The organism is Pedobacter sp. PLR (assembly GCF_026239675.1).
GTDB lineage: Bacteria > Bacteroidota > Bacteroidia > Sphingobacteriales > Sphingobacteriaceae > Pedobacter.
This window is the reverse complement of the sequence record NZ_JAPIVQ010000002.1, coordinates 604154-625993: the sequence shown is the minus strand read 5'-3', so window position 1 is coordinate 625993 and position 21840 is coordinate 604154. Positions and strand designations below refer to the sequence as shown.

Here is a 21840-nt window from a genome sequence, read left to right as displayed (position 1 = left end):
GGGGTTTGGCTCAATATTTTAACCCTATTTTTTTGCATATAAAGTGCAATAACCAAATTGGGCCAATTAACAAAAACTTAACATCTTCTAAAAATGAAGGTTTCTTTCCTTCGATCTTATGGCCGATAAACTGGCCGATCCAGGCAGCTACAAAGATCACTGCACAAACCAGCCATACTGCCGGTCCGCCTGCTAGTTCCCACTTCTCCAGCATCACGATAAAGAACGACATCAGGCAGATGAATAACAGCATCAGGTAAGACATGATTGGGGAAAGCTTATAGTAATAATACACCGAGAAAGCGATCAGGAAGGATGCCCAGTTCACAAAACCATTGTACTTCCCGAGGAAGGCAAGGTGTGGAAAAGGAATCGCCCATACTAAACCCAACAAGCTAAAAACAATTAATGGTACACATATCCAATGGATCAATTCATTGGTATGATTTTGATGGCTTTCTGCGTATTTATCAAAAAGAACATCCACTTTGCTTTTCTCTACTGCTTTCGTCTTCATGTGATTCTTCATCTTTTGTGGCTATCCGATATTGGATTTTTTTAAAAATAAAGAAAGCGATGGATAATTCCACCGCTTTCGCTTTAAATATTCGTGTGCTTAATTACTTAAGCGCTGATTGTCAATTATTTCGCAAAAGAAACAGATCTGGTTTCCCTGATTACTGTGACTTTAATCTGACCCGGGTACGTCATTTCTGTTTGAATGCGGTTAGAGATATCGGCTGCTAACAATTCTGCCTGCTGATCCGTTACTCTTTCACTTTCTACAACTACCCTAAGTTCTCTACCTGCCTGGATGGCAAAAGTTTTCTCTACACCAGGGTAAGAAAGGGCTAGTTCTTCCAGTTCTTTCAGACGCTTGATATAGCTTTCTACTACCTCACGACGGGCACCAGGACGCGCACCAGAGATGGCATCACAGGCCTGAACGATTGGTGAAATCATAGAAGTCATCTCGATCTCGTCATGGTGAGCACCAATGGCATTACAAATTTCAGGATGTTCCTTATATTTTTCTGCCAGTTGCATACCTAAGATTGCGTGAGGCAATTCAGGGTTATCATCAGGTACTTTACCTATATCGTGTAATAATCCGGCACGTTTCGCCATTTTAGCGTTTAAGCCTAATTCAGCAGCCATCGTTGCACAGAAATTAGCTACTTCACGGGAGTGATGTAATAAATTCTGTCCATAAGAAGAACGGTAACGCATACGTCCCACCATTCTGATCAGCTCCGGGTGTAAACCATGAATCTGTAAGTCGATCACGGTACGTTCACCGATCTCCACGATCTCATCTTCAATTTGTTTCTTAGTTTTTGCTACGACCTCTTCGATACGTGCAGGGTGAATCCTGCCATCCGTTACCAAACGGTGTAGTGCCAAACGGGCAATCTCTCTTCTTACCGGGTCAAAACCAGATAAGATGATTGCTTCCGGTGTATCATCAACGATGATTTCAATTCCTGTAGCCGCTTCTAAAGCACGGATATTACGTCCTTCTCTACCAATTACACGACCTTTAATCTCATCACTTTCAATATGGAAGATAGAAACTGTGTTTTCAATCGCTGCTTCTACTGCGGTACGCTGAATCGTTTGAATCACCACCTTTTTCGCTTCTTTCGTTGCAGTTAGTTTGGCTTCATCAACAATATCCTTCACCTGAATCATCGCCTGTGTACGGGCTTCCTGCTTCATGTTTTCTACCAATTGGTTTTTCGCTTCTTCAGCGCTAAGACCAGCAATGGTTTCCAACTGTTTCACATGCTGATTTTTCAACACGTCTACTTCTTCCTGTTTTTTAAGCGCAACTTCTGTTTGCTTTTCCAGGTTCTTTTTATGGTTATCCAGCTCCTGTTCCTTACGGTTCATGTTTTCCAAACGCTGATTTACAGATTGTTCTTTCTGTTTCATCGCGTTTTCACGCTGATTAATCTGGTTGTTTTTTGTGTTTATTTCCTGATCATGCTCAGTTTTCAACTTTAAAAAATTCTCTTTTGTTTCCAGAGCTTTGTCTTTCCTTAGAATTTCAGCTTTAAGTTCTGCATCCTTAAGAATCTTTTTTACTTTGGTCTGTGCTGCTATCTCCTGGTTTTTAAGCAAGGTACGCAGCAGGTATCTACCCACTATTACACCAACAACTAAGCCGGCCAGTACATATCCAATTATTCCTGTTATTTCCATTTTAATTCATCTGTATTTATATATTTCCCTTGCCGCGAGGGCTGAACAGCTATTGGTGTTCCTTTCCCGTTACGGCAACGTAAATTTTGCCTGTAAAAAAAACCGCAACCAATTTTAAGAGTCCCACGTATTAAAAACCTCAACGAGTTATAATTAGAATTTAAGTCATTTTCAGGTACATAAATGCAGATGAAATACACCCTCTTAATTCTATAAATATTGAAGTGTTAAGTTTTTAAAATTGTGAAACTCAAAAATCTAGCTGCGGCTATATCGTTGTGCTAATCTTAACTCATATAAAGAACGATCCTATTTGGAGAAAAAATCATTTAATAAACTATCCAGTTCCTCTACCTTTTCGGCGACTACAGTATCCTGATCCTGAACTTTGTTTTCTACCCTCAGTACTGCTGTTGCATAATGCAGCACTGCCATAGAAAGCAAATCCTGTTTATCTCTAACCGCATAATTTTCCTGATAGTCTTTTATGCGCTCATTGATAATCTTTGCTGCCCGCCTCACAATTTCTTCCTCTTCCGTATTTACCTTTAAAGGATAGATACGATCGGAAATAGTTATTTTTATAGAGATTTCTCCCATTTCTTAGCTTTGTTTCACTTTTTCTGTTTTCCTTACTTCTTCAGTAAGACCACGCACTTATCTATTTCACGCACAAAATCGTTAATTTTTTGCTTTATATCAAGTGTCTTTTCACTTGTACCCTCAATACTCTTCGCCAACTTCAGTACCCGGAGCTTTTCTTCCAGGTCTGCACGTTGAATTTTGGAGCTATCGAGTGCTACTTTTACAGATTGATTTTCTTGCTTTAATAAATCGTTTTCTTCCTGTAAGGCATTACAGAGCTCTATTACACGAGCTGTTTTTTGCAATACGGAGTTTAATTGATCGGCAACCGAAGACATGTTATTAAAGTTTTTGTACTAATCTAAAAAATATATAAAAGCAATAAATTATTTTCTTATTTCCGCTTTTGCTGTTTGCGCTAAGTTAGAAATAATCTTTTGCATCACCGCATCAATTTGCTTGTCGGTTAGGGTCTGCTCCTCGTCTTGCAAAGTGAAGTTCAAGGCATAAGATTTCTTTCCTTCCGGCAAACGGTCTCCAACGTAAACGTCGAACACCTGTACGCTCTTAATCAGCTTCTTCTCTGTTTTAAAAGCAATAGTTTTCAATTGATCAAAGGTCACATCTAAGTCTACCAACATCGATAAATCTCTTCTTACCGCTGGGTATTTAGACACTTCCCTGTTCACAATTTTATTCTTTCTGATGATGTCAAGCATCAATGCCCAGTCGAAATCTGCGTAAAATACATCTTTCTCCACATCCGCAGTTTTTTGATCAGCCGCAGTCACCGCACCAAAAGTAACAATCGCTTTGTCGCCTCTGAAATACTTCAGCCCATAAGCGAAATTCTCATCATTAACTTCTTCAGACTGGTAATTGGTAATTCCCATACGTCCGATTATGGCATCTACAGCTGCTTTCAGGTGATAGAAAGTTACCGGTGATGGCTTATGATTCCATTGCTCCGATTGATTAGATCCAGACAATACAATCAGTAAACGCGGACGTTCTACGTATTTTTCATTGATCAAATGATAAGTCTTACCGAATTCATAAAACTTAATATCGGTTGTTTTCCTGTTCAGGTTATACGCTACACTTTCTAAAGCAGGCATTAACAAGCCCTGACGCATTACGTTCAGGTCTGAACTTAATGGATTCAGAATCTGAACTGCTTCTTCCGGTACTTTAGAATAAGCACCTTTAGTCAGCGAGTTACACCAGATCTCCAAATAACCGTTTGCAGTTAACATATCCGCAATCACGTGTTGTGTTTGCTCTTTATCCGGCTTGGTACCGTAAGATAAAGAGGCATTCACCTTACTTGGAATCTCAATATTATTGTAACCGTAAATTCTCAATACCTCTTCCGTAACATCACATTCGCGGGTTACATCTACTTTGTAAGTGGGTACTTTTAAAGAAAGACCTTCAGCAGTTTCCGCAACCACTTCCATGCTCAATGCCGTGATGATTGCTTTAATCTCTTCATGAGGGATCTCCACACCAATCAGTTTATTGATATTGTTGTAGTTTACTTCTACATCAAATGCCGCTACCGGAGTTGGATAAATATCAGAAACAGCAGAAGAGATTTCTCCACCAGCCAGCTTCTGAATTAATAAGGCTGCACGCTTCAAAGCGAAAACCGTCATATCCGGATCAGTACCACGCTCAAATCTGAAAGAAGCATCAGTCTTTAGGTTATGTCTTTTTGAAGTCTTACGCACCGATTTAGCATCGAAATAAGCACTTTCAAGGAAGATGCTAGTCGTAGTTTCGCTTACACCTGAGTTTTTACCCCCAAATACACCGGCAATACACATAGGCGCTTCTGCATTACAGATCATCAGATCTTCTGCTGAAAGCTTGCGTTCAATTCCCTCAAGCGTTACAAAAGGAGTACCTTCCGCACATTTCTTCACGATAACTTTTCCGCCTGTTAACTGGTCGGCATCGAAAGCGTGTAAAGGTTGTCCCAATTCATGCAATACATAATTGGTGATGTCTACGATATTATTGATCGGACGAATGCCGATAATTTTCAATTTATCCTGTAACCAGTCCGGAGAAGTTTTTACCGTTACACCCGAAATAGAAACACTGCTGTATCTTGGGCAGGCTTCTGTATCTTCAACGGTCACCGGAATCGTCAGACTTTCATTAGCTGTTTTAAAAGCAGCAACATCAGGCATCGTTAAGGGAGTACGTAAGTAAGCCGCTAAATCTCTTGCCACACCTAAATGGGAAGCCGCATCAGCCCTGTTAGGCGTCAATCCGATTTCATACAAATAATCGTCTTCCAGATTGAAATAGCTCTTAGCAGTGATGCCCAGCACTGTATCTGCCGGAAGCACCATAATCCCGTCATGAGAAACACCCAATCCGATTTCATCTTCTGCACAGATCATACCTTCTGAAACTTCGCCTCTGATCTTTGATTTGTTGATCTTGAAAGGCTCCCCGTCATTTGGGTAAACGGTAGTTCCTACGGTAGCCACAACCACCTTCTGCCCTTCAGCAACATTTGGCGCACCACAAACCACCTGGATATTTGTTCCGGTACCTACATCTACTGTAGTTACACGTAAACGATCCGCATTAGGATGTTGCACACAACTGATGACGTGTCCAATCACCAAACCTTCTAAACCACCTGCAATCGGTTGTACGGTTTCCAGACTTTCTACTTCCAGCCCGATATTAGTCAGGATTAAGGAAAGTTCTTCAGGAGTTTTATCAGTTGTCAGGAATTGTGTCAGCCACTTGTATGATATCTTCATGTTATATGTTCAGTATAAAATGCAAAGATATAAAATAATGCCGTCGGTGTAAACCTCTTAGAAAGATAAACGGGCAATAATTGGTAAGTGGTCTGATGGATACCTCAAATTTTTACTATCTGATAACACACCAAACTTTAACACCTTAAAACCTTTGTTCACAAAGATGTAATCAATCTTATGCTGCAAAGGGCTGTCAAACTTAAAGTTATTAAAAGTTCCCACCGGACCATAAGGAGGTTCAATGGAAGCAGTTTTGGTATCTGTAAGGAAAGAATTGATCGTCGCAATCGCTTCCGTTTCCGGAGTAACGTTTAAATCTCCGGTCAGCACCACTGGTAGGGCGGGTGCAATTTCCTGTATTTTCTTCTTGATCAGCTTCGCAGACTCAATGCGTGCCTGCACACCGATGTGATCATAATGGGTATTAAAGACCAGAAATTCCTTTTTATTAAGGCGGTCATACAACCTCACCCAGGAACAAATCCTGTTCAATGCAGCATCCCAGCCTTTAGAAGGCTGATCAGGCGTTTCCGATAACCAGAATGTACCACCGTCTTTTCTTGTAAACCTCGACTTATCGTAATAGATGGCAGAAAATTCCCCGGCACGTTTCCCGTCTTCACGACCTACGCCTTCCATCGCATAATTCGTATTTTCCAACAGCTGATCCACCTGCAAAGGCAAAGCTTCCTGTACACAAAGAATATCGGCATCATGAAACCTAACCAAAGCTTTAACCTCATCCTTGCGGTTTGGCCAGGCATTTACGCCATCAGAAGCTACATTTAAACGGATGTTATAAGACATCACATTAAACGGTTTTCCTTGTTGTGCGCTGGCCGTTATTACCATAAGCAGACAAGCGATGCTGAGTTGTATGATTTTCTTCATGGCTGGCTAAATTAAGCCATCATCATTGAAACTAAAGAAAGATTTGTTTGTAATAATTAAGTGATCAAGGATATGCAGGTCCAGTAACTTTCCTGCTGACACCAGGTTCCGGGTGAGTAAAAGGTCTTCGGGACTGGGCTTTAAATTTCCGGAGGGGTGGTTATGTGCCAGCACCACATAGGCGGCATTATGCTCCAGCGCAATCTTAAAGATCACTTTCGGATCTGCTACCGTTCCCGTTAACCCACCTTTACTGACCTGATGTTTTGTAATTACCTGATTGGCTCTGTTGAGCAGTAAGATCCAGAATTCTTCGTGTGGTAAATCGGTCAGTACCGGAGAAAGCTCCCGGTGGCAATCATGAGCGCTCAGGATCCTGACCATTTCTGTAGTCCCTGGTTTGCGCCTTCGGCCGAGCTCCAATGCGCCAACGATCGAGATCGCCCTTGCCTCGCCAATTCCACGGAACTTACATAAATCCTTAACCTCCAATCTCCCCAATGCATCCAGGTCATGATTGCAGGAAGCCAGAATACGCTTACTCAAATCTACAGCGCTTTCTTCCGTATTCCCTGAAACGATCAATATTGCAATCAGCTCCGCATCGGTCAGGTGCCGCCGCCCATGAAGCATTAGCTTCTCCCGGGGCCGGTCTGCTTCTGCCCATTGCTTAATTCCTATTCTCGGTTCATATATAGCCATAAACAAAAAAAACGGGATATGCCATAAGCACATCCCGTCTATAATATTGTAAAGCTATGCTTATTTTAAGCCATTAACAAATTTAGTCAATTTAGATTTGTTGTTAGCTGCTTTATTCTTGTGAATAACATTTTTCTTAGCCAAACGATCTAACATAGAGATTACTTTCGGTAATAACTCTTTTCCTGTTTTTTGATCTTCAGCAGCACGTAACCTTTTGATAAAGGTACGAGTAGTTTTTGCCTGATATCTGTTACGTAAACGTTTAGTTGCGTTTGCTCTAATTCTTTTTAACGAAGATTTATGATTTGCCATTTTTCAATATTATAATATTCCTTTTAAAGCTTTCAAGAATATTGGGCACAAACCCAACCGCTACCAGCCTTTTGTTTTTCCTTTTTTTCGGACTGCAAATATAGAATTAATGTTTTTAATATGCAAAATGAACTCGTAAATATTTTCAATAAATCTTAATTCTTGATTTATAATACTTTAGAAAGCTCAGAATGTTTAAAAATTTCAATTCCTGATAAAGCATCCGCTATCGAGAATGCGCAAAGCCCTACAGCTGTTTTGCATTCTGCGACAAAGGTAACAGAAAAATCGACATAAACCGAAAAAGTACGAAAAGCATGAAAAGCGCTCTGCTACTGTGCGGGAAGAGCCCCATTTTTACTTAGGGTTGGCTAATCTATCAGCATGGGTTCGGATAGCCAAACCTATACCAAGCTACCAGCAACCATTTCTCAACCTATACCGAACCCTATCCGAAGAGGCCGGTCTTCCCGACTACAACCCGACTACAATCAGCAGCCTCCCCCCGGTCCGGAAAGCCTAACCTTTCCTACCCCCGGCTACAAAAAGACAAAAAGCAACAAAAAGCTTTCAATGAAGCCTTAAAATACTATTTTTGAAAAATTATTACCGGCCTTTTTATACTACGGCAGAACCAGCTTGATTTCACTTAAATAAAATGCACCTATGAAAAAACGCATCGCAATATTCGCTTCAGGCTCGGGTTCTAATGCCCAGAAGCTAATGGAGCATTTCAAACATCACCCGGAAGCTGAAATCGCATTGGTACTGACCAACAACCCTGACGCCTATGTATTACAACGCGCAGATAATTTCGAAATCCCTTCTCACATCTTCGACAGGAATGAATTTTACCATACCGACAAGATCACTGATTTATTGAAAAATTTAGAAATCGATTTGATTGTACTGGCCGGGTTCCTGTGGCTGATTCCAAAAAACCTGATTCAGGAATACCCCGGACGTATTGTCAACATTCACCCTGCCATCCTTCCTAAATTTGGCGGAAAAGGCATGTATGGCGATCATGTGCACCATGCAGTAATGGAGGCAAATGAACCGGAAGGTGGTATTACCATTCATTATGTGGATGAAAACTACGATGAAGGGGAGTACATTTATCAGGCAAAATACCGGATTGAAAAAGACGACAACCTGGAAATGATCAAATTCAAAGGGCAGCAACTGGAGCATAACCATTATCCACGCATCGTAGAATCAATCATCAAAAAGATCAAAAAATAGCAGAAAAACCGGCTTGATTTCTTTCTAAAAACTGCGCAAAAAAGGGCGTTAGGTTTAGAAAGATAATCTTCCTTTAATATACTGCAAATAAGCATTTGACATTAAAAGAAAAATGGGTACTTTTGCGGCTCAAAATTTTTCTCTAATGAGTCAATCGATAAAGATCAAAAACGCTTTAATTTCAGTTTATTACAAGGATGGTTTAGAACCTTTAGTTCGCCTGTTAGCTAAACAGGGTGTGCAGTTATTCTCTACTGGTGGTACCGAACAATTTATTAAAGACCTAAATCTGCCGGTTACAGCAGTGGAAGACCTTACAGGTTATCCTTCTATTTTAGGAGGCAGGGTAAAGACATTACACCCTAAAGTTTTCGGTGGTATTCTAAACAGAAGAAGCCTGGCTTCAGATCAGGAGCAGATCAATGAATATGAGATCCCTGAAATCGACCTGGTTATTGTGGACTTATACCCATTCGAAGAAACTTTAAAAGCTGGTGGTTCTGAAGAAGAAATCATTGAGAAAATTGATATCGGTGGTATCTCTCTGATCAGAGCAGCTGCTAAAAACTTCAATGACGTGGTTATTCTTGCTTCAAAAGACGACTACGCAACCTTACAACACCAATTAGAAGAACAAGAAGGAGAAACTACCATCGCTCAGCGTAAAGCTTATGCGAAGAAAGCTTTCCATACTTCTTCTCACTACGATACTGCCATCTTCAACTATTTCAATACTGAAGAGCCCCTTAATGTATTCAAGCAAAGCATCAATGCTGCACAGGTATTAAGATATGGCGAAAACCCACACCAGCAAGGTGTATTTTACGGCGACTTAAATGCCATGTTCACTAAATTGAACGGTAAAGAGCTTTCTTACAACAACCTTGTTGATGTAGATGCTGCTGTAGCTTTAATCGATGAATTCGAAGAGCCTACATTTGCCATCTTAAAACATACCAATGCATGTGGTGTCGCTTCAAAAGCAACCATTAAAGAAGCATGGGACACTGCATTAGCCTGTGATCCGGTAAGTGCTTTTGGTGGCGTTTTAATCGCTAACCGCGAGATCGACTTAGCTACTGCTACAGAAATCAACAAATTATTCTTCGAAGTATTGATCGCCCCTGCTTATCAGCCGGAAGCTGTTGAGCTTTTCCGCGCGAAAAAGAACAGAGTGATCTTACAGAGAAATGAAGTAGAACTGAGCAAAAAACAATTCAAAACTTTATTGAATGGTGTGATTGAACAAGACAAAGATTTAATCATTGAAAATGCAGATCAAATGACTACAGTAACGGACAAAGCTCCTACTGCTGAAGAACTTAAAGATCTTTTCTTTGCCAATAAAATTGTAAAACATACCAAATCTAATACCATTGTATTTGTAAAAAACAACCAGTTGTTATCAAGTGGTGTTGGTCAGACGTCCAGAGTTGACGCCTTAAAACAAGCCATCGTGAAAGCAAATGCGTTCAACTTCCCGCTGGAAGGTTCGGTAATGGCATCTGATGCATTCTTCCCATTCCCTGATTGTGTAGAAATTGCAGCTGAAGCAGGTATTACTGCCGTTTTACAACCAGGTGGTTCTATTAAAGATGCTGACTCAATCCATATGGCAAATGAGAAAGGCATTGCAATGGTTACCACGGGTATTAGACATTTTAAACACTAATTTATTTAACTGCGAATACAATAAAAAGACGTAGTTTTACATTACTATAGTATACAGAATTTTTAATACTTAAATTATCACCTAATAAATGGGTTTATTTAATTGGTTTACACAAGAGGTAGCTATCGATTTAGGTACGGCTAACACTCTAATTATACATAATGACAAAGTAGTAGTGGATGAACCATCTATTGTTGCTTTCGACAGACAAACAAACAAAATCATCGCTATTGGCCGTCAGGCCATGCAAATGGAGGGGAAGACGCACGATAATATCCGTACGGTAAGACCACTGAAAGATGGTGTAATTGCCGATTTTAATGCCGCAGAAGCGATGATCAAAGGAATGATCCGCATGCTGAATGGTGGTAAAGGATGGATGTTCCCTTCGTTAAGAATGGTAATTTGTATCCCTTCCGGTATCACTGAGGTAGAGAAACGTGCAGTAAGAGATTCAGCAGAAATTGCAGGCGCTAAAGAAGTTTACCTGATTCACGAGCCAATGGCAGCTGCTGTAGGTATCGGAATTGACGTAGAAGAGCCGATGGGTAACATGATCATCGATATAGGTGGTGGCACTACGGAGATCGCAGTAATCGCGTTATCAGGTATCGTTTGCGACCAGTCGATCCGCGTTGCCGGTGATAACTTTGACTCTGACATCGTGAATTACATCCGTCGTCAGCATAACATCATGATTGGTGACCGTACTGCGGAGAAAATCAAGATTGAAGTAGGTGCGGCATTGCCGGAACTTACTGATCCACCAGCAGATTTCGCTGTTCAGGGAAGAGATCTAATGACCGGTGTACCGAAACAAATCACCGTTTCTTATACTGAAATCGCGCATTGTCTGGATAAATCTATTTCAAAAATTGAAGAAGCAATTCTTAAAGCATTAGAGATCACTCCTCCGGAGCTTTCTGCAGATATTTACCAGACTGGTATTTACCTGACAGGTGGTGGTGCCTTGTTACGTGGTTTAGATAAACGTGTAGCGGCAAAAACCAAACTTCCGGTACATGTTGCTGAAGATCCGCTTCGTGCAGTAGTACGTGGTACAGGCATCGCCCTGAAAAACATTGGTGGTTATAAATTCTTAATGCAATAAAAAGTAACCTGAGTTTAAGTTTTATGTATTTCCGGGCCTCAGCCTTCAAGGGAGCTTAAAACTTAAACTCAGTTTGCAAACTAAAACCCCGAATCGAAAAGTATGCGTAACCTTTGGATTTTTATAAACAGATACAACGCATTTTTCTTTTTTATCATTTTCTTTACTATTGGAATTTATCTGACAGTGAGTAACAACTCCTATCAGCGTAGCGTAGCCGTTAACTCCACAAATGAGGTAGTTGGTACCGCTTATAAAAACCTGAACGTATTAAAAAAATACCTCAATCTAGGGGATGTAAATGATAGCTTGGCAGCAGAAAATGCAAAGCTAAAAACAGAACTTCTTGCGCTCAACAGTATCGATAGTGCAAAAAATGTAGTCGTTAAAGACACGCTCAACAATACCCAATACACCTACCTCTCGGCAAGAGTGATCAAGAATTCGATCACACTCAGAAATAACATCATCACGATTAACCGTGGTACTGCCGACGGCATTGCCAGTGGTATGGCGGTGATTTCTCCGGGAACCGGCGTAGTGGGCTATATCAGAGATGTTTCGGAACACCTCGCCACCATTGAATCTTTATTACATAAAGACACTAAGGTGAGTGTAACCCTAAAGAAAAACAATGCCCTGGGTACCTTAGTATGGGGCGCCAAGAATTTTGACTACAGAAAGGCCTACATCAAAGATGTGCCTAACCACTTCAAAATTGCCCTGAAAGATACGGTAGTGACCTCCGGTTTCTCCCGCTTCCCTCCAGGTATACCTGTTGGTAGGGTAAGTAACACAGGCATCGCCACAGGGGACAATTTCATGACGATCGAAATCGATCTTTTCAATGATTTTAGTACCTTACAATATGTCTATGTCATTAAAGACAAATTAGCAGAAGAACAGAAAGCTTTAGAATCAAAATTGCCGAATGAACAGTAAAATAATATTGGTAAACATCTTCAGATGGTTCTTACTACTTTTTATTCAGATCTTATTACTCAGAAACCTGAGCTTCTACAGCCTGGCCACTCCCTTTGTATACATTCTGTTTTTACTTTTACTACCCTTTAAAACACCAAACCTCCTGTTGTACCTGATTGCTTTTGCAACCGGATTAACATTGGATGCGTTTTATGATACATTGGGCGTACATACAGCAGCCTGCGTGACGCTCGCATTTGTCAGGATCTCCTTTATTGCGGTCACCGTAAACAAGGATAATTTTGACGAGCCGGAACCTACCCTTGGAAATATGGGATTCAAATGGTTTAGCATTTATGCGATCCTTTGTACCTTTGCCCATCATCTGGTGCTGTTTTTTTTGGAAACATTCCGTCTGACAGAATTTTCTTACACCTTGTTAAGGGGGCTATTGAGCGCTATCTTTACCTTATTTTTAATCATACTCATAGAATTTATATTCTATAACAGAAAGGCACGCTAATGGATAATCTGTTTAACCGTAAGTACATTATTCAGGGTTTATTTATCGTGGTTGCCTTAATCTTGTTAGGGACGCTTTTTTATATCCAGGTGGCCAGCGACAAGTACTTCCTTTCTGCGGAAAGTAATGTATTGCGGAAGATTTATACCTTCCCTGCCAGAGGAGTAATTCTGGATAGAAATGAAAAAGTATTGGTTCAGAATGAGCCGGTATATGACCTGATGGTGATCCCGAATCAGGTGAAAGAATTTGATACGCTGGCACTGATTAACATTATCGGTATTGATATGAAACGCTTTAAGAAGAGTTTCAATAAAGCGACCGTCCAATCCAGGTATCAGCCCAGTATTTTTGAAAAACAACTTTCCGTACAGATTTATGCTGCTTTATCCGAGCAACTTTCCCGTTTTCCGGGCTTTTTTGTGCAAAGCAGAACGGTTAGATATTACCCGGATAGTGCCGCAGGCCATTTCTTTGGCTATGTAAAAGAGGTATCCAAAAAAGATATTGAATTAAGCAACGGCTATTACCGTCCTGGTGATTATATCGGGAAAGCGGGTGTAGAAAAACAATATAATGATGTTCTCCGCGGTGAAAAAGGGATCATCAACATGTTGTATGATGCCAGAAATGTACCGAAAGGAAGTTATGCCGAAGGGAAATTTGATACCCTCGCTAAATCCGGAGAGAGAGTCGTTTCTTCCCTGGATTTTCGTATTCAGAAGCTTGGTGAAGAACTGTTGAAAAATAAGGTGGGTAGTATTGTCGCCATTGAACCTGCTACAGGAGAAATTCTGGCCTTTGTAAGTAGTCCTGGTTACGACCCTAACCTCATGGTAGGCCGTCAGCAGGGTAACAATTACATGGACCTGATTAATCTGGATAAAAATCCAAACCGTGTATTTACTGTACGTCCGATTCAGGGTTATTATTCACCCGGATCTTCATTTAAGCCATTAGATGCCTTGATCGGTTTACAGGAAGGGGTAATTGATCCCAATACAACCTTTAACTGCCCTGGCTATTTTATGGCCGGAAATCACAGGGTAAAATGCGAACACGTAGACGGTAATATCAGCTTGCGCAAAGGCCTGGCAAGATCTTGTAATGTTTATGCGCTGTATGTATTCCAGAAATTACTGAAACAGAAGAAATTTAAAAATGAACGGATTGCCTACGACGCATGGCAGCAGCGGGTAAGTAAATTTGGCCTTGGTCAGAAACTAGGGGTAGATCTTCCTGCGGAACGTCCCGGAAACCTATACACCTCAGATCATTACAACAAAAAATACGGCAACCGCTGGGGAAATACTACCGTGATTTCCTTAGGTATTGGTCAGGGAGAGATGGATGCCACGCCATTACAGATGGCAAATATCATGGCCATCATCGCCAACAGAGGTTATTATGTAAAACCCCACCTGATTAAAGCCATCGGTGAAAAAAAAGTGATCAAAAAGGAATATGCCATCAAAAATTATGTGGGTGTTGATTCCAGACATTTTGAGCCCGTAATCGACGGCATGCAGGATGCGGTAAATGCACCATGGGGTACAGCCAGACAATCCGCGATTGATAATATCCTGATGTGTGGTAAAACAGGTACCGTTCAAAATCCACGTGGAAAAAACCACTCCGTGTTTATCGGTTTTGCACCACGTGACAATCCAAAGATTGCCATCGCCGTAATTGTAGAAAATGCAGGTTATGGAAGTACATATGCTGCGCCAATTGCCAGTTATATCGCAGAAAAATACTTAAAAGACAGCATTGCGGTCAACAAAAGAGCCAGTGTAGAATGGATGAAAAAACAAGTCATTCTGCCTGTTCCGAAAAAACCAAAGCCAAAACTGAAACCAATACAGGTAGATTCTTTGAAAAAAGATTCGGCACACAAAGCATTGACACCGCCGGTTAAGCTATTACCATCACCAGCGCATGTACCTGCCCCTGCACCGGTAAAAACAGGAATCAATACCGTTAAACCTATCACACCCACAAAATAAATGACTACACAGCAAGGCAACCGTTTCTTTTTTAATGTAGACTGGATCACCATCCTGCTCTATGTGGCCTTGTGTACCATTGGGTTTGTGAATATTTATGCCTCCATTTTCAATGGAACTGAAGCCAATGAGTTCAGCTTTGCGGCCAAATATGGTAAACAACTGATCTATATCATTACAGGGCTGGTTCTGGGCTTTTCCATCTTACTGCTGGATGCCAAATTTTTCAGTGTCTTCTCCCCCATTGTTTATGGGATCACGATGTTACTGCTCATTGCCGTACTTCTTGTGGGAAGAAAAGTAGCCGGAAACCAGGCATGGATCCCCCTGGGTAGCTTCAGGCTCCAACCTTCCGAGCTGGCAAAATTCGGTACGGCCTTACTGCTTGCGCGTTATGTGAGTACGTTTAATCCCAAATTCAGGGATGTAAAATCTATATTTTTCGCCGCAGTAATTGTCGGAATTCCGCTGTTTTTGATTATGTTACAACCAGATACAGGATCTGCACTGGTCTTTTTATCTTTCATGTTCCCGCTCTACAGGGAAGGTCTTTCGGGATATTTCCTCCTGATCTTTTTAGGAATGATCGTCTTGTTTATTGCCGATTTCCTGATTCCTGCACAAATATTAATCCCGCTCATCCTCGCCATAGGCGGTCTGTTCATCTATCAGAACAGAAGAAAACACAAGGTGATGATCTCCTCTATCATCGTTACCGTAATCGCAGTTGGTTACCTGTTTTTGGTAAAGGTTGCTTATGATAAGATTTTAGAGCCTCACCAACGCACGAGAATTGAAATCCTGCTAGGCCTTAAAACAGACCCCAAAGGGGCCGGATACAATGTGATTCAGTCTAAGATCGCGATTGGATCAGGACAACTTACCGGAAGAGGATTTTTAGAAGGTACACAAACTAAATATGGTTATGTACCGGAGCAAAGTACTGACTTTATTTTCTCCACCATAGGGGAAGAATGGGGCTTTGCAGGCTGTTTTACCGTGATCGCATTGTACATCTTTATGCTCCTGCGGATCATCAATCTTGCCGAACGACAGCGCTCTACCTTTTCCAGGGTATACGGCTATTGTGTAGCCAGTATTCTATTTTTTCACGTGTTCATTAACATAGGAATGACCATCGGGATTATTCCCGTGATCGGAATTCCTTTGCCTTTTATAAGTTATGGTGGTTCCTCATTATGGAGTTTTACCGTATTACTGTTTATCTTTTTGAAGCTGGACTCTAACCGGATGGGCTTTATTTAGCCGGGAAACGTTGGTGTAACAATTCATAAAACTTAGCTACCGTTGCAGATTTCCCTGCCCAGTTGTTCTTTTCTGCGTAATTGTTTTGCAGGAAGGAATCAGCAGTTTTAAAATCAGACATCTTATTCAACAGGTCAATTACTTCAGCATAAGCGAGGTTATAACCGTTAAACAGCTCTTTTATATAAAGCATTTTATCGTTTAGATTGATCCCGTGCTTTAAGTCCGTCAGCGTGCTTCTTTGTGGGTCTGAATTGGTATTTTTGAGATTTGTACCCAGCTGAGAAGCCAGACGTTCGTTTAAAGACAATGGTTTGGCTGATTCAGCAGCAGGGCTTTCTGCTATTGGCGCTGTAAAGTCTTTTCCCGAAGCAAGGTGTTCAGTAGCAACATTTTCCACAGGAATCCTTTCTTCAATTATCTTTTCGGCAATTGGATCTGGCTGCAAGTCCGTACGCGCTGGAGGAACAACATCTTCCTCTTTAGCCACTAATGCCTCTTTAGCCACTAAAAATGGCTCCGGACCAAGTTCATCATCGTCTTCAGTTTCCCTTCCGACTTTCGTTTCCTCCACCTGATGCTGTGCTTCCTGTTCCCGTAGCTTTTGTTTTTGCGCTATAATATGTTCTTCTTCCTCAGTCAAAGGGCGGTCGAAAATAACGTCTACAGTTTTCTCTTCAAAGTCGAATTTATCAGTACTCCCTGAATCGTTAAGGATAAACTCAAAGGTTGAAGGCTCTTTATCCAACCTGAAAGATTCCTTTTCAGTGGCAGGTACGGTAAACAATTCATTGGGGTGTGCAGGTGTTTCTGCTATTACAGGAGTTTGAAACGTTGGTTTTTCCTCTGGTACAGATTCCAGGACCGGACTTTCTTCGATTGAGAATTCCTGTACCTGGCGTTCTTCTGTTGGTTTTTTTTCTGGTATTGTTATTTCTTCTGATGTCGACAGGTCTGGCTGGCTTACCGGCGCTTGAGTTTCCAACACTTCTGAGGGAACATTTGCACTGTTGGCATAGCTCAGATTCTGCTGTGCTGATGATGGTTTTTCCCAACTCAACTCGTTCGCAGCTGCTGAAACTTCAGCAACAAGATCCGGAGTAGTAGGTGCGGGAATTTCCTTTAAAATTTTTGCAGAATTTAACTTCCTGACAATCTGAACATGATCCGATAAAAAGTTGGCATTTGCCATGAAAAGTTCCAGCTCTAACTCATTTAACTGTTGCTGGTTTCTTGCCAGATAGGCATATTGATCTTGAAGCTCTTCTAAAATCAGCCCTATCTTTCTAAAAATATCTTCTTGGTTCATCATAGGTTAATAACGTCAGATTTGATGTTTTATGTTGGTAACTTGCTACTCAAAAGTACTACAAAATTTCGATATTAGTGGGCTATAAAGATCACAATCATAGATGTTATTCAGCGAACAAAATTACAGAAGAGGAGAGTTTTGCGGGAGTATAGAGGTAATTTGCGGCTCTATGTTTTCAGGTAAAACGGAAGAATTATTAAGAAGATTAAAGCGTGCAACCATTGCTAAACTAAAAGTAGAAATCTTCAAACCTGCCACTGACACCCGATATGATGATCGTGATATTGTTTCCCACGACAGGAATTCTATCCCCTCTACTCCGGTAGACAACTCCGCTGCCATCCTTTTATTAGATACCGATGTACAGGTGGTTGGGATTGATGAAGCTCAGTTTTTTGATGAAGGTCTTCCTGAGGTATGTAATATTCTGGCGCAACGTGGTATCCGTGTCATCGTTGCCGGTTTGGACATGGATTTCAGCGGTAAGCCTTTCGGACCGATGCCAAATTTGATGGCCATTGCAGAACTGGTGACCAAAGTAAATGCGATATGCGTACGTTGCGGCAGTCCGGCAGCCTATTCTTACCGCACCGTAGCCGATCAATCAAAAGTCCTTCTGGGAGAGAAAGATAGCTACGAGCCCAGATGTCGCCCCTGCTTCCATGCCAGAGACTAATCTGCCTTAAATTGGCTTATCATCATATAATTCCCGACCTTTGCAGGTGGAAAGGAAAAAGATGAATATAGCCATTGACAAAAAACACATTAAAGAAGTTTATGAGACTTCAATAGTTCAGCAAACCGCATTCTGGTCGGAAGTAAAAACCCAACAAGGCCTCCAATCTAAAGCATTCAATTTTAAAGTCAACAATGAAGACATTTATCATAATGCTTTAACGAATACCTATACCCATGCTGATTTTTTAGTATTACTCCAGCCCTTAGATAGCGAACATAGCATTGCCTATGTCCCTTACGGCCCGGAAATTGAACCCAACGAAGAATACCAGGGAAAATTCCTGGAAGAGTTGTCGGAAAACCTCCGCTCCCACCTTCCTGAAAAATGTATCCTGATCAGGTATGACCTCGCCTGGGAATCCCATTGGGCAAAAGAAAACGACAGTTTTGATGAATCCGGTATCTGGAATGGTCCCCCTGAAAAAAAATATCAGGAGTTTCGTTTTAACTTTAACACGACCAACTGGAACCTGAAAAAGACAAATTCAGATATCCTGCCTTCAAATACCATTTTCCTTGATCTGCAAAAGGATGAAACAACTTTGCTGAATTCCATGAAACCGAAAACCAGGTATAACATCAACCTTTCTCATAGAAAGGGGGTAAATGTGACCAGAGTAGGCATGGAAAATCTCCACGTATGGTACGCGCTGTATCAGGAAACGGCCATCAGAAACCGCATACACATCAACGATATTGAGTATTTCAGAACGGTTCTCGCTGCCCGTGCAGAAGATACTGCTTCGCCTGCAGAGGTAGAACTTTTACTGGCAGATAGCGAAGGTCAACCGCTTGCTGCGATGTTCCTTGTGATCTCCGGACAAAGAGGAACGTACCTTTACGGTGCTTCTTCGTCCGGCAACAGGAATTATATGGCCACCTATGCCCTGCAATGGGAAGCGATGAAAATTGCTAAAAACAAAGGATGCCTGGAATATGACTTTTTTGGAGTCGCACCGCAGCCGGATCCTGCCCATCCATTATATGGCCTTTATAAGTTTAAAACCGGTTTCGGTGGGGAGCTATACCATAGAATGGGATGCTGGGATTATCCGCTGAATATGGAACAGTACCATCGTTTTATTGCAGCAGAAATGCAAAGTCAGGGGTATCACTTATAATACAGGCTAAAACTGTAGGATCAACTATAAAATTTTGTATATTCAGGTAATCATCAATCAACGAACCATTTACCTGAACGATATCAATTATGAGTACGCTAAAACTGATCCTGATTGCTTTTAACATCATACTCCTGACGGTGATTTCCTTTTCTTTCATCAATAAAGGAGATCAGCCAGTCGCTGTGATAAATTACGTCTCATGTGCAGCTGCATCGCACTTAATTTTATTGTGCTCATGATCTCCAGAAAATCGAAAGCATAAAAAAGACCGGTTGGCTTTTATGAGTATTTCATAAAAGCCAACCGGTCTTATCTAATTTCAGGGATTACAGCCTGTTTCGGTTACCGAAGCAATTCTTTACCGAAATAATTCGGTTATTGAAGTTCCCAGGTACAGGTATCTTCCAGAATTCCCGCCGCTGTTTTCGCTTTTACAAGTACCTCATTTTTCCCTTTATTCAGCTTTACCTTATCCCACAGAATCGTATTCATCGCATTCTTTTTTCTTTTGCCCATACTTTTTCCGTTGATAAATAACTCTGCTTCCGGCAAATTGCTAAACACCTTCACCGTTGTTACCGGCTTGCTGCGTTGGGTATTTCTTCGCTCTGCGAGATAAACCATCGGTTCAGGATTCCAGTTTGCCTTATAAAAATAGAAAGCGTCTTTCTTAATTTTGCGGTCGTAGGTAACCAGGCCTTTATCATTGATTCCATTGTTATCGCCTTCTGTTCTGATGGCAGAGCCGAAATCAGCCAGCACCCAGATGAATTTACCCCATACAAAAGGGCGTTTCTTTAGTTCCTCCCAATGTTTTTCATGGAATGCCGTTTGCCATTCTTCCGGATGGAAACGTCCTTTTGGCTCCGGAGCAGTCAGCTCTTCTGTATGTTTAAACGGACTTGCACCAGCACCATACTCAGAGATAGAAATCGGTCTGCCAGGTAAGGTTTTGTGCGTCTGATCTGCCCATTTGGCCACCTCATCAAACCTTCCGCCATACCAACCGAAATACTGGTTCCAGCCCATCAAATCACTCAGATCGGTAAAGTTGGTACTGCCTAGATTGGAGGCCAGTGTAGTTAACCTTCCCGGATCTTCGGTTTTTGCCAGGTTATTCAGCTCCTTAATAAAAGGCTGTGGATCGTCGTAATTAAGTTTCAGCTCATTGAATAAGCCCCAGAAGCATACGGAAGGATGGTTGTAATTCTGACGAATCAACTCTTTCAACATCTTCTTCGTATTTTCTTCCAGCTGCGCATCTTTCACATAACCGGTACCGGTATATCCGCCAGGACCAACAAATGGGATTTCTGACCATAACACCAGGCCATTCTGATCACATAAATCGTAGAAATGCTTGCTGTGCGGATAATGGGTTAACCTTGCTGCTGTAGCGCCAAGCTCCTTCATCAGCGCCATATCCTGATCATGGTCTGCGTCGGTTAACGCAGAGCCCTTGCCCGACCAGTCTTCATGCCTTCCTGCGCCATACAAATCAAGGTACTTCCCATTCAGGAAAAACCCTTTATCTGCGTCTACGCGATAGTAGCGGAAGCCCAGTGGTTGCGAAACCTGATCAATTACCTTCCCATCCTGAAAAAGGCTGACACGGACACTGTACAAATAAGGATCGGCTTTACCATTCCATAAATGTGGTTTTTCAATGCGCATGTTAGTTCTGACATCCGAAGCCAATCCAGAATTCACAGGAGTGCTGATCGAAATTTTCTCCTTCCCATCCTGATCAATAAGCGTAGTGACCAGGGTTAAATTTTTAGCATCAGACAAAGATAATTTTGTCAGTATTTCCAATTCTGCTGAGTTTTCAGAAACCGCTTTCTGGCTCAGGTACACACCTGAAGAACCATAATCCAGCGGACTGATACAGCTTTTTTCTGTGACGATCAAAGAAACCGGACGGTGCAGACCACCATAAACATTAAAATCGCCATGCAATGGAATCACATCCAAACGGTAAGCATTGCTCACCTGTACCGCAATTGAATTGTCGCCCGGCTTTACATAGTCTGTAATTTCTACCGCAAAGCCGGTATAACCGCCTTTATGTTCGCCCACCGATTTATTGTTCACAAACACAGTAGCCACACTATTGGCCCCTTCGAAATAAAGGAACAGCCTTTTGGCAGCCCATGCCTGCGGAACATTCAACTTGTTCTCATAAATCGCAGAAGTTCGTTTGTACTCTGCCACTCCTTCCAATACCTCATTGGCATTCCAGGTATGCGGCAGATTTACCGTTTCTTTCTTTATACCTGTTTCGAAATTATAAGCATAATAAAATTGCCAGTTGGCATTAAACGGAATCGTTTCTCTTCCATTTACGACGTTAGAAACGGGTTTTGCTGTGGTCACAGCCAGTTGAAACAGAAAGAAAAGGATCGTGGCAATAAATTTTTGTCGATGCATTA

The 21840-nt window shown here is 41.5% G+C and carries 19 protein-coding genes; 9 read left to right on the top strand and 10 right to left on the bottom strand.

Translation table 11 applies throughout. The features are described from left to right. Window positions 1-10: 10 nt before the first annotated feature. From OQX61_RS06325 to rpsT, 8 genes are all read right to left on the bottom strand, one after another. Complete coding sequence (locus OQX61_RS06325; RefSeq protein WP_265840807.1) at window positions 11-517, bottom strand: Mpo1-like protein; 507 nt, start codon at window positions 515-517, stop codon at window positions 11-13. Window positions 518-642: 125 nt separating this feature from the next. Then, window positions 643-2205 carry a ribonuclease Y gene (rny, locus tag OQX61_RS06320; protein ID WP_265840806.1) on the bottom strand — a complete coding sequence of 521 codons (1563 nt, stop codon included), beginning with the start codon at window positions 2203-2205 and terminating at the stop codon, window positions 643-645. A 309-nt stretch (window positions 2206-2514) separates the two neighbouring features. Next, entirely contained in the window at window positions 2515-2805 is a 291-nt protein-coding gene (locus OQX61_RS06315) for a cell division protein ZapA (RefSeq protein ID WP_062550307.1), read from the bottom strand. A gap of 32 nt (window positions 2806-2837) precedes the next feature. Further along, window positions 2838-3128: a hypothetical protein gene (locus tag OQX61_RS06310; RefSeq protein ID WP_265840805.1), complete on the bottom strand. Its 291-nt coding sequence runs from the start codon at window positions 3126-3128 to the stop codon at window positions 2838-2840. Between the two features lie 48 nt (window positions 3129-3176). After that, window positions 3177-5576 (bottom strand): phenylalanine--tRNA ligase subunit beta, encoded by a 2400-nt coding sequence (gene pheT, locus OQX61_RS06305; protein ID WP_265840804.1) that lies wholly within the window; start codon window positions 5574-5576, stop codon window positions 3177-3179. Between the two features lie 57 nt (window positions 5577-5633). Then, window positions 5634-6470, bottom strand: a complete 837-nt coding sequence (locus tag OQX61_RS06300; protein ID WP_265840803.1) for an endonuclease/exonuclease/phosphatase family protein — start codon at window positions 6468-6470, stop codon at window positions 5634-5636. Window positions 6471-6476: 6 nt separating this feature from the next. Further along, window positions 6477-7172, bottom strand: a complete 696-nt coding sequence (gene radC / locus OQX61_RS06295) for a DNA repair protein RadC (RefSeq protein ID WP_265840802.1) — start codon at window positions 7170-7172, stop codon at window positions 6477-6479. A gap of 60 nt (window positions 7173-7232) precedes the next feature. Further along, complete coding sequence (rpsT, locus tag OQX61_RS06290; protein ID WP_062550312.1) at window positions 7233-7487, bottom strand: 30S ribosomal protein S20; 255 nt, start codon at window positions 7485-7487, stop codon at window positions 7233-7235. A gap of 666 nt (window positions 7488-8153) precedes the next feature. Here rpsT and purN point away from each other — a divergent pair. From purN to rodA, 7 genes are all read left to right on the top strand, one after another. Beyond that, complete coding sequence (gene purN / locus OQX61_RS06285; RefSeq protein WP_265840801.1) at window positions 8154-8732, top strand: phosphoribosylglycinamide formyltransferase; 579 nt, start codon at window positions 8154-8156, stop codon at window positions 8730-8732. Between the two features lie 145 nt (window positions 8733-8877). Continuing rightward, window positions 8878-10404, top strand: a complete 1527-nt coding sequence (gene purH, locus OQX61_RS06280; protein ID WP_265840800.1) for a bifunctional phosphoribosylaminoimidazolecarboxamide formyltransferase/IMP cyclohydrolase — start codon at window positions 8878-8880, stop codon at window positions 10402-10404. Window positions 10405-10492: 88 nt separating this feature from the next. After that, window positions 10493-11515: a rod shape-determining protein gene (locus OQX61_RS06275; RefSeq protein WP_008246482.1), complete on the top strand. Its 1023-nt coding sequence runs from the start codon at window positions 10493-10495 to the stop codon at window positions 11513-11515. Between the two features lie 102 nt (window positions 11516-11617). Further along, window positions 11618-12457 (top strand): rod shape-determining protein MreC, encoded by an 840-nt coding sequence (mreC, locus tag OQX61_RS06270; RefSeq protein ID WP_265840799.1) that lies wholly within the window; start codon window positions 11618-11620, stop codon window positions 12455-12457. Further along, on the top strand, window positions 12447-12962 hold the full coding sequence (locus tag OQX61_RS06265) for a rod shape-determining protein MreD (RefSeq protein ID WP_265840798.1): 516 nt from the start codon (window positions 12447-12449) through the stop codon (window positions 12960-12962). Before mreC ends, OQX61_RS06265 begins: the two co-directional genes overlap by 11 nt. Further along, window positions 12962-14968 (top strand): penicillin-binding protein 2, encoded by a 2007-nt coding sequence (gene mrdA / locus OQX61_RS06260; protein ID WP_265840797.1) that lies wholly within the window; start codon window positions 12962-12964, stop codon window positions 14966-14968. The genes OQX61_RS06265 and mrdA overlap by 1 nt, the downstream gene beginning before the upstream one ends. Beyond that, window positions 14969-16234 (top strand): rod shape-determining protein RodA, encoded by a 1266-nt coding sequence (rodA, locus tag OQX61_RS06255; protein ID WP_265840796.1) that lies wholly within the window; start codon window positions 14969-14971, stop codon window positions 16232-16234. Here rodA and OQX61_RS06250 read toward each other — a convergent pair. Next, on the bottom strand, window positions 16227-17546 hold the full coding sequence (locus OQX61_RS06250; RefSeq protein WP_265840795.1) for a hypothetical protein: 1320 nt from the start codon (window positions 17544-17546) through the stop codon (window positions 16227-16229). The genes rodA and OQX61_RS06250 overlap by 8 nt on opposite strands. A gap of 100 nt (window positions 17547-17646) precedes the next feature. Here OQX61_RS06250 and OQX61_RS06245 point away from each other — a divergent pair, with 100 nt between their 5' ends. Together OQX61_RS06245 and OQX61_RS06240 are read left to right on the top strand one after the other, a co-directional pair. Next, complete coding sequence (locus OQX61_RS06245; RefSeq protein WP_265840794.1) at window positions 17647-18222, top strand: thymidine kinase; 576 nt, start codon at window positions 17647-17649, stop codon at window positions 18220-18222. Between the two features lie 61 nt (window positions 18223-18283). Continuing rightward, window positions 18284-19405: a peptidoglycan bridge formation glycyltransferase FemA/FemB family protein gene (locus OQX61_RS06240; protein ID WP_265840793.1), complete on the top strand. Its 1122-nt coding sequence runs from the start codon at window positions 18284-18286 to the stop codon at window positions 19403-19405. A 378-nt stretch (window positions 19406-19783) separates the two neighbouring features. Here OQX61_RS06240 and OQX61_RS06235 read toward each other — a convergent pair whose 3' ends face one another. Beyond that, the gene (locus OQX61_RS06235; protein WP_265840792.1) at window positions 19784-21838 is read right to left on the bottom strand and encodes a glycoside hydrolase family 2 TIM barrel-domain containing protein; all 2055 of its coding nucleotides are present in this window, start codon (window positions 21836-21838) and stop codon (window positions 19784-19786) included. Window positions 21839-21840 lie beyond the last annotated feature (2 nt).

Bases quoted from the DNA above. Each gene is read 5' to 3' on its own strand.
- OQX61_RS06325 (WP_265840807.1), bottom strand. From the start codon at position 517: ATGAAGACGAAAGCAGTAGAGAAAAGCAAAGTGGATGTTCTTTTTGAT.
- rny (WP_265840806.1), bottom strand. From the start codon at position 2,205: ATGGAAATAACAGGAATAATTGGATATGTACTGGCCGGCTTAGTTGTT.
- OQX61_RS06315 (WP_062550307.1), bottom strand. From the start codon at position 2,805: ATGGGAGAAATCTCTATAAAAATAACTATTTCCGATCGTATCTATCCT.
- OQX61_RS06310 (WP_265840805.1), bottom strand. From the start codon at position 3,128: ATGTCTTCGGTTGCCGATCAATTAAACTCCGTATTGCAAAAAACAGCT.
- pheT (WP_265840804.1), bottom strand. From the start codon at position 5,576: ATGAAGATATCATACAAGTGGCTGACACAATTCCTGACAACTGATAAA.
- OQX61_RS06300 (WP_265840803.1), bottom strand. From the start codon at position 6,470: ATGAAGAAAATCATACAACTCAGCATCGCTTGTCTGCTTATGGTAATA.
- radC (WP_265840802.1), bottom strand. From the start codon at position 7,172: ATGGCTATATATGAACCGAGAATAGGAATTAAGCAATGGGCAGAAGCA.
- rpsT (WP_062550312.1), bottom strand. From the start codon at position 7,487: ATGGCAAATCATAAATCTTCGTTAAAAAGAATTAGAGCAAACGCAACT.
- purN (WP_265840801.1), top strand. From the start codon at position 8,154: ATGAAAAAACGCATCGCAATATTCGCTTCAGGCTCGGGTTCTAATGCC.
- purH (WP_265840800.1), top strand. From the start codon at position 8,878: ATGAGTCAATCGATAAAGATCAAAAACGCTTTAATTTCAGTTTATTAC.
- OQX61_RS06275 (WP_008246482.1), top strand. From the start codon at position 10,493: ATGGGTTTATTTAATTGGTTTACACAAGAGGTAGCTATCGATTTAGGT.
- mreC (WP_265840799.1), top strand. From the start codon at position 11,618: ATGCGTAACCTTTGGATTTTTATAAACAGATACAACGCATTTTTCTTT.
- OQX61_RS06265 (WP_265840798.1), top strand. From the start codon at position 12,447: ATGAACAGTAAAATAATATTGGTAAACATCTTCAGATGGTTCTTACTA.
- mrdA (WP_265840797.1), top strand. From the start codon at position 12,962: ATGGATAATCTGTTTAACCGTAAGTACATTATTCAGGGTTTATTTATC.
- rodA (WP_265840796.1), top strand. From the start codon at position 14,969: ATGACTACACAGCAAGGCAACCGTTTCTTTTTTAATGTAGACTGGATC.
- OQX61_RS06250 (WP_265840795.1), bottom strand. From the start codon at position 17,546: ATGATGAACCAAGAAGATATTTTTAGAAAGATAGGGCTGATTTTAGAA.
- OQX61_RS06245 (WP_265840794.1), top strand. From the start codon at position 17,647: ATGTTATTCAGCGAACAAAATTACAGAAGAGGAGAGTTTTGCGGGAGT.
- OQX61_RS06240 (WP_265840793.1), top strand. From the start codon at position 18,284: ATGAATATAGCCATTGACAAAAAACACATTAAAGAAGTTTATGAGACT.
- OQX61_RS06235 (WP_265840792.1), bottom strand. From the start codon at position 21,838: ATGCATCGACAAAAATTTATTGCCACGATCCTTTTCTTTCTGTTTCAA.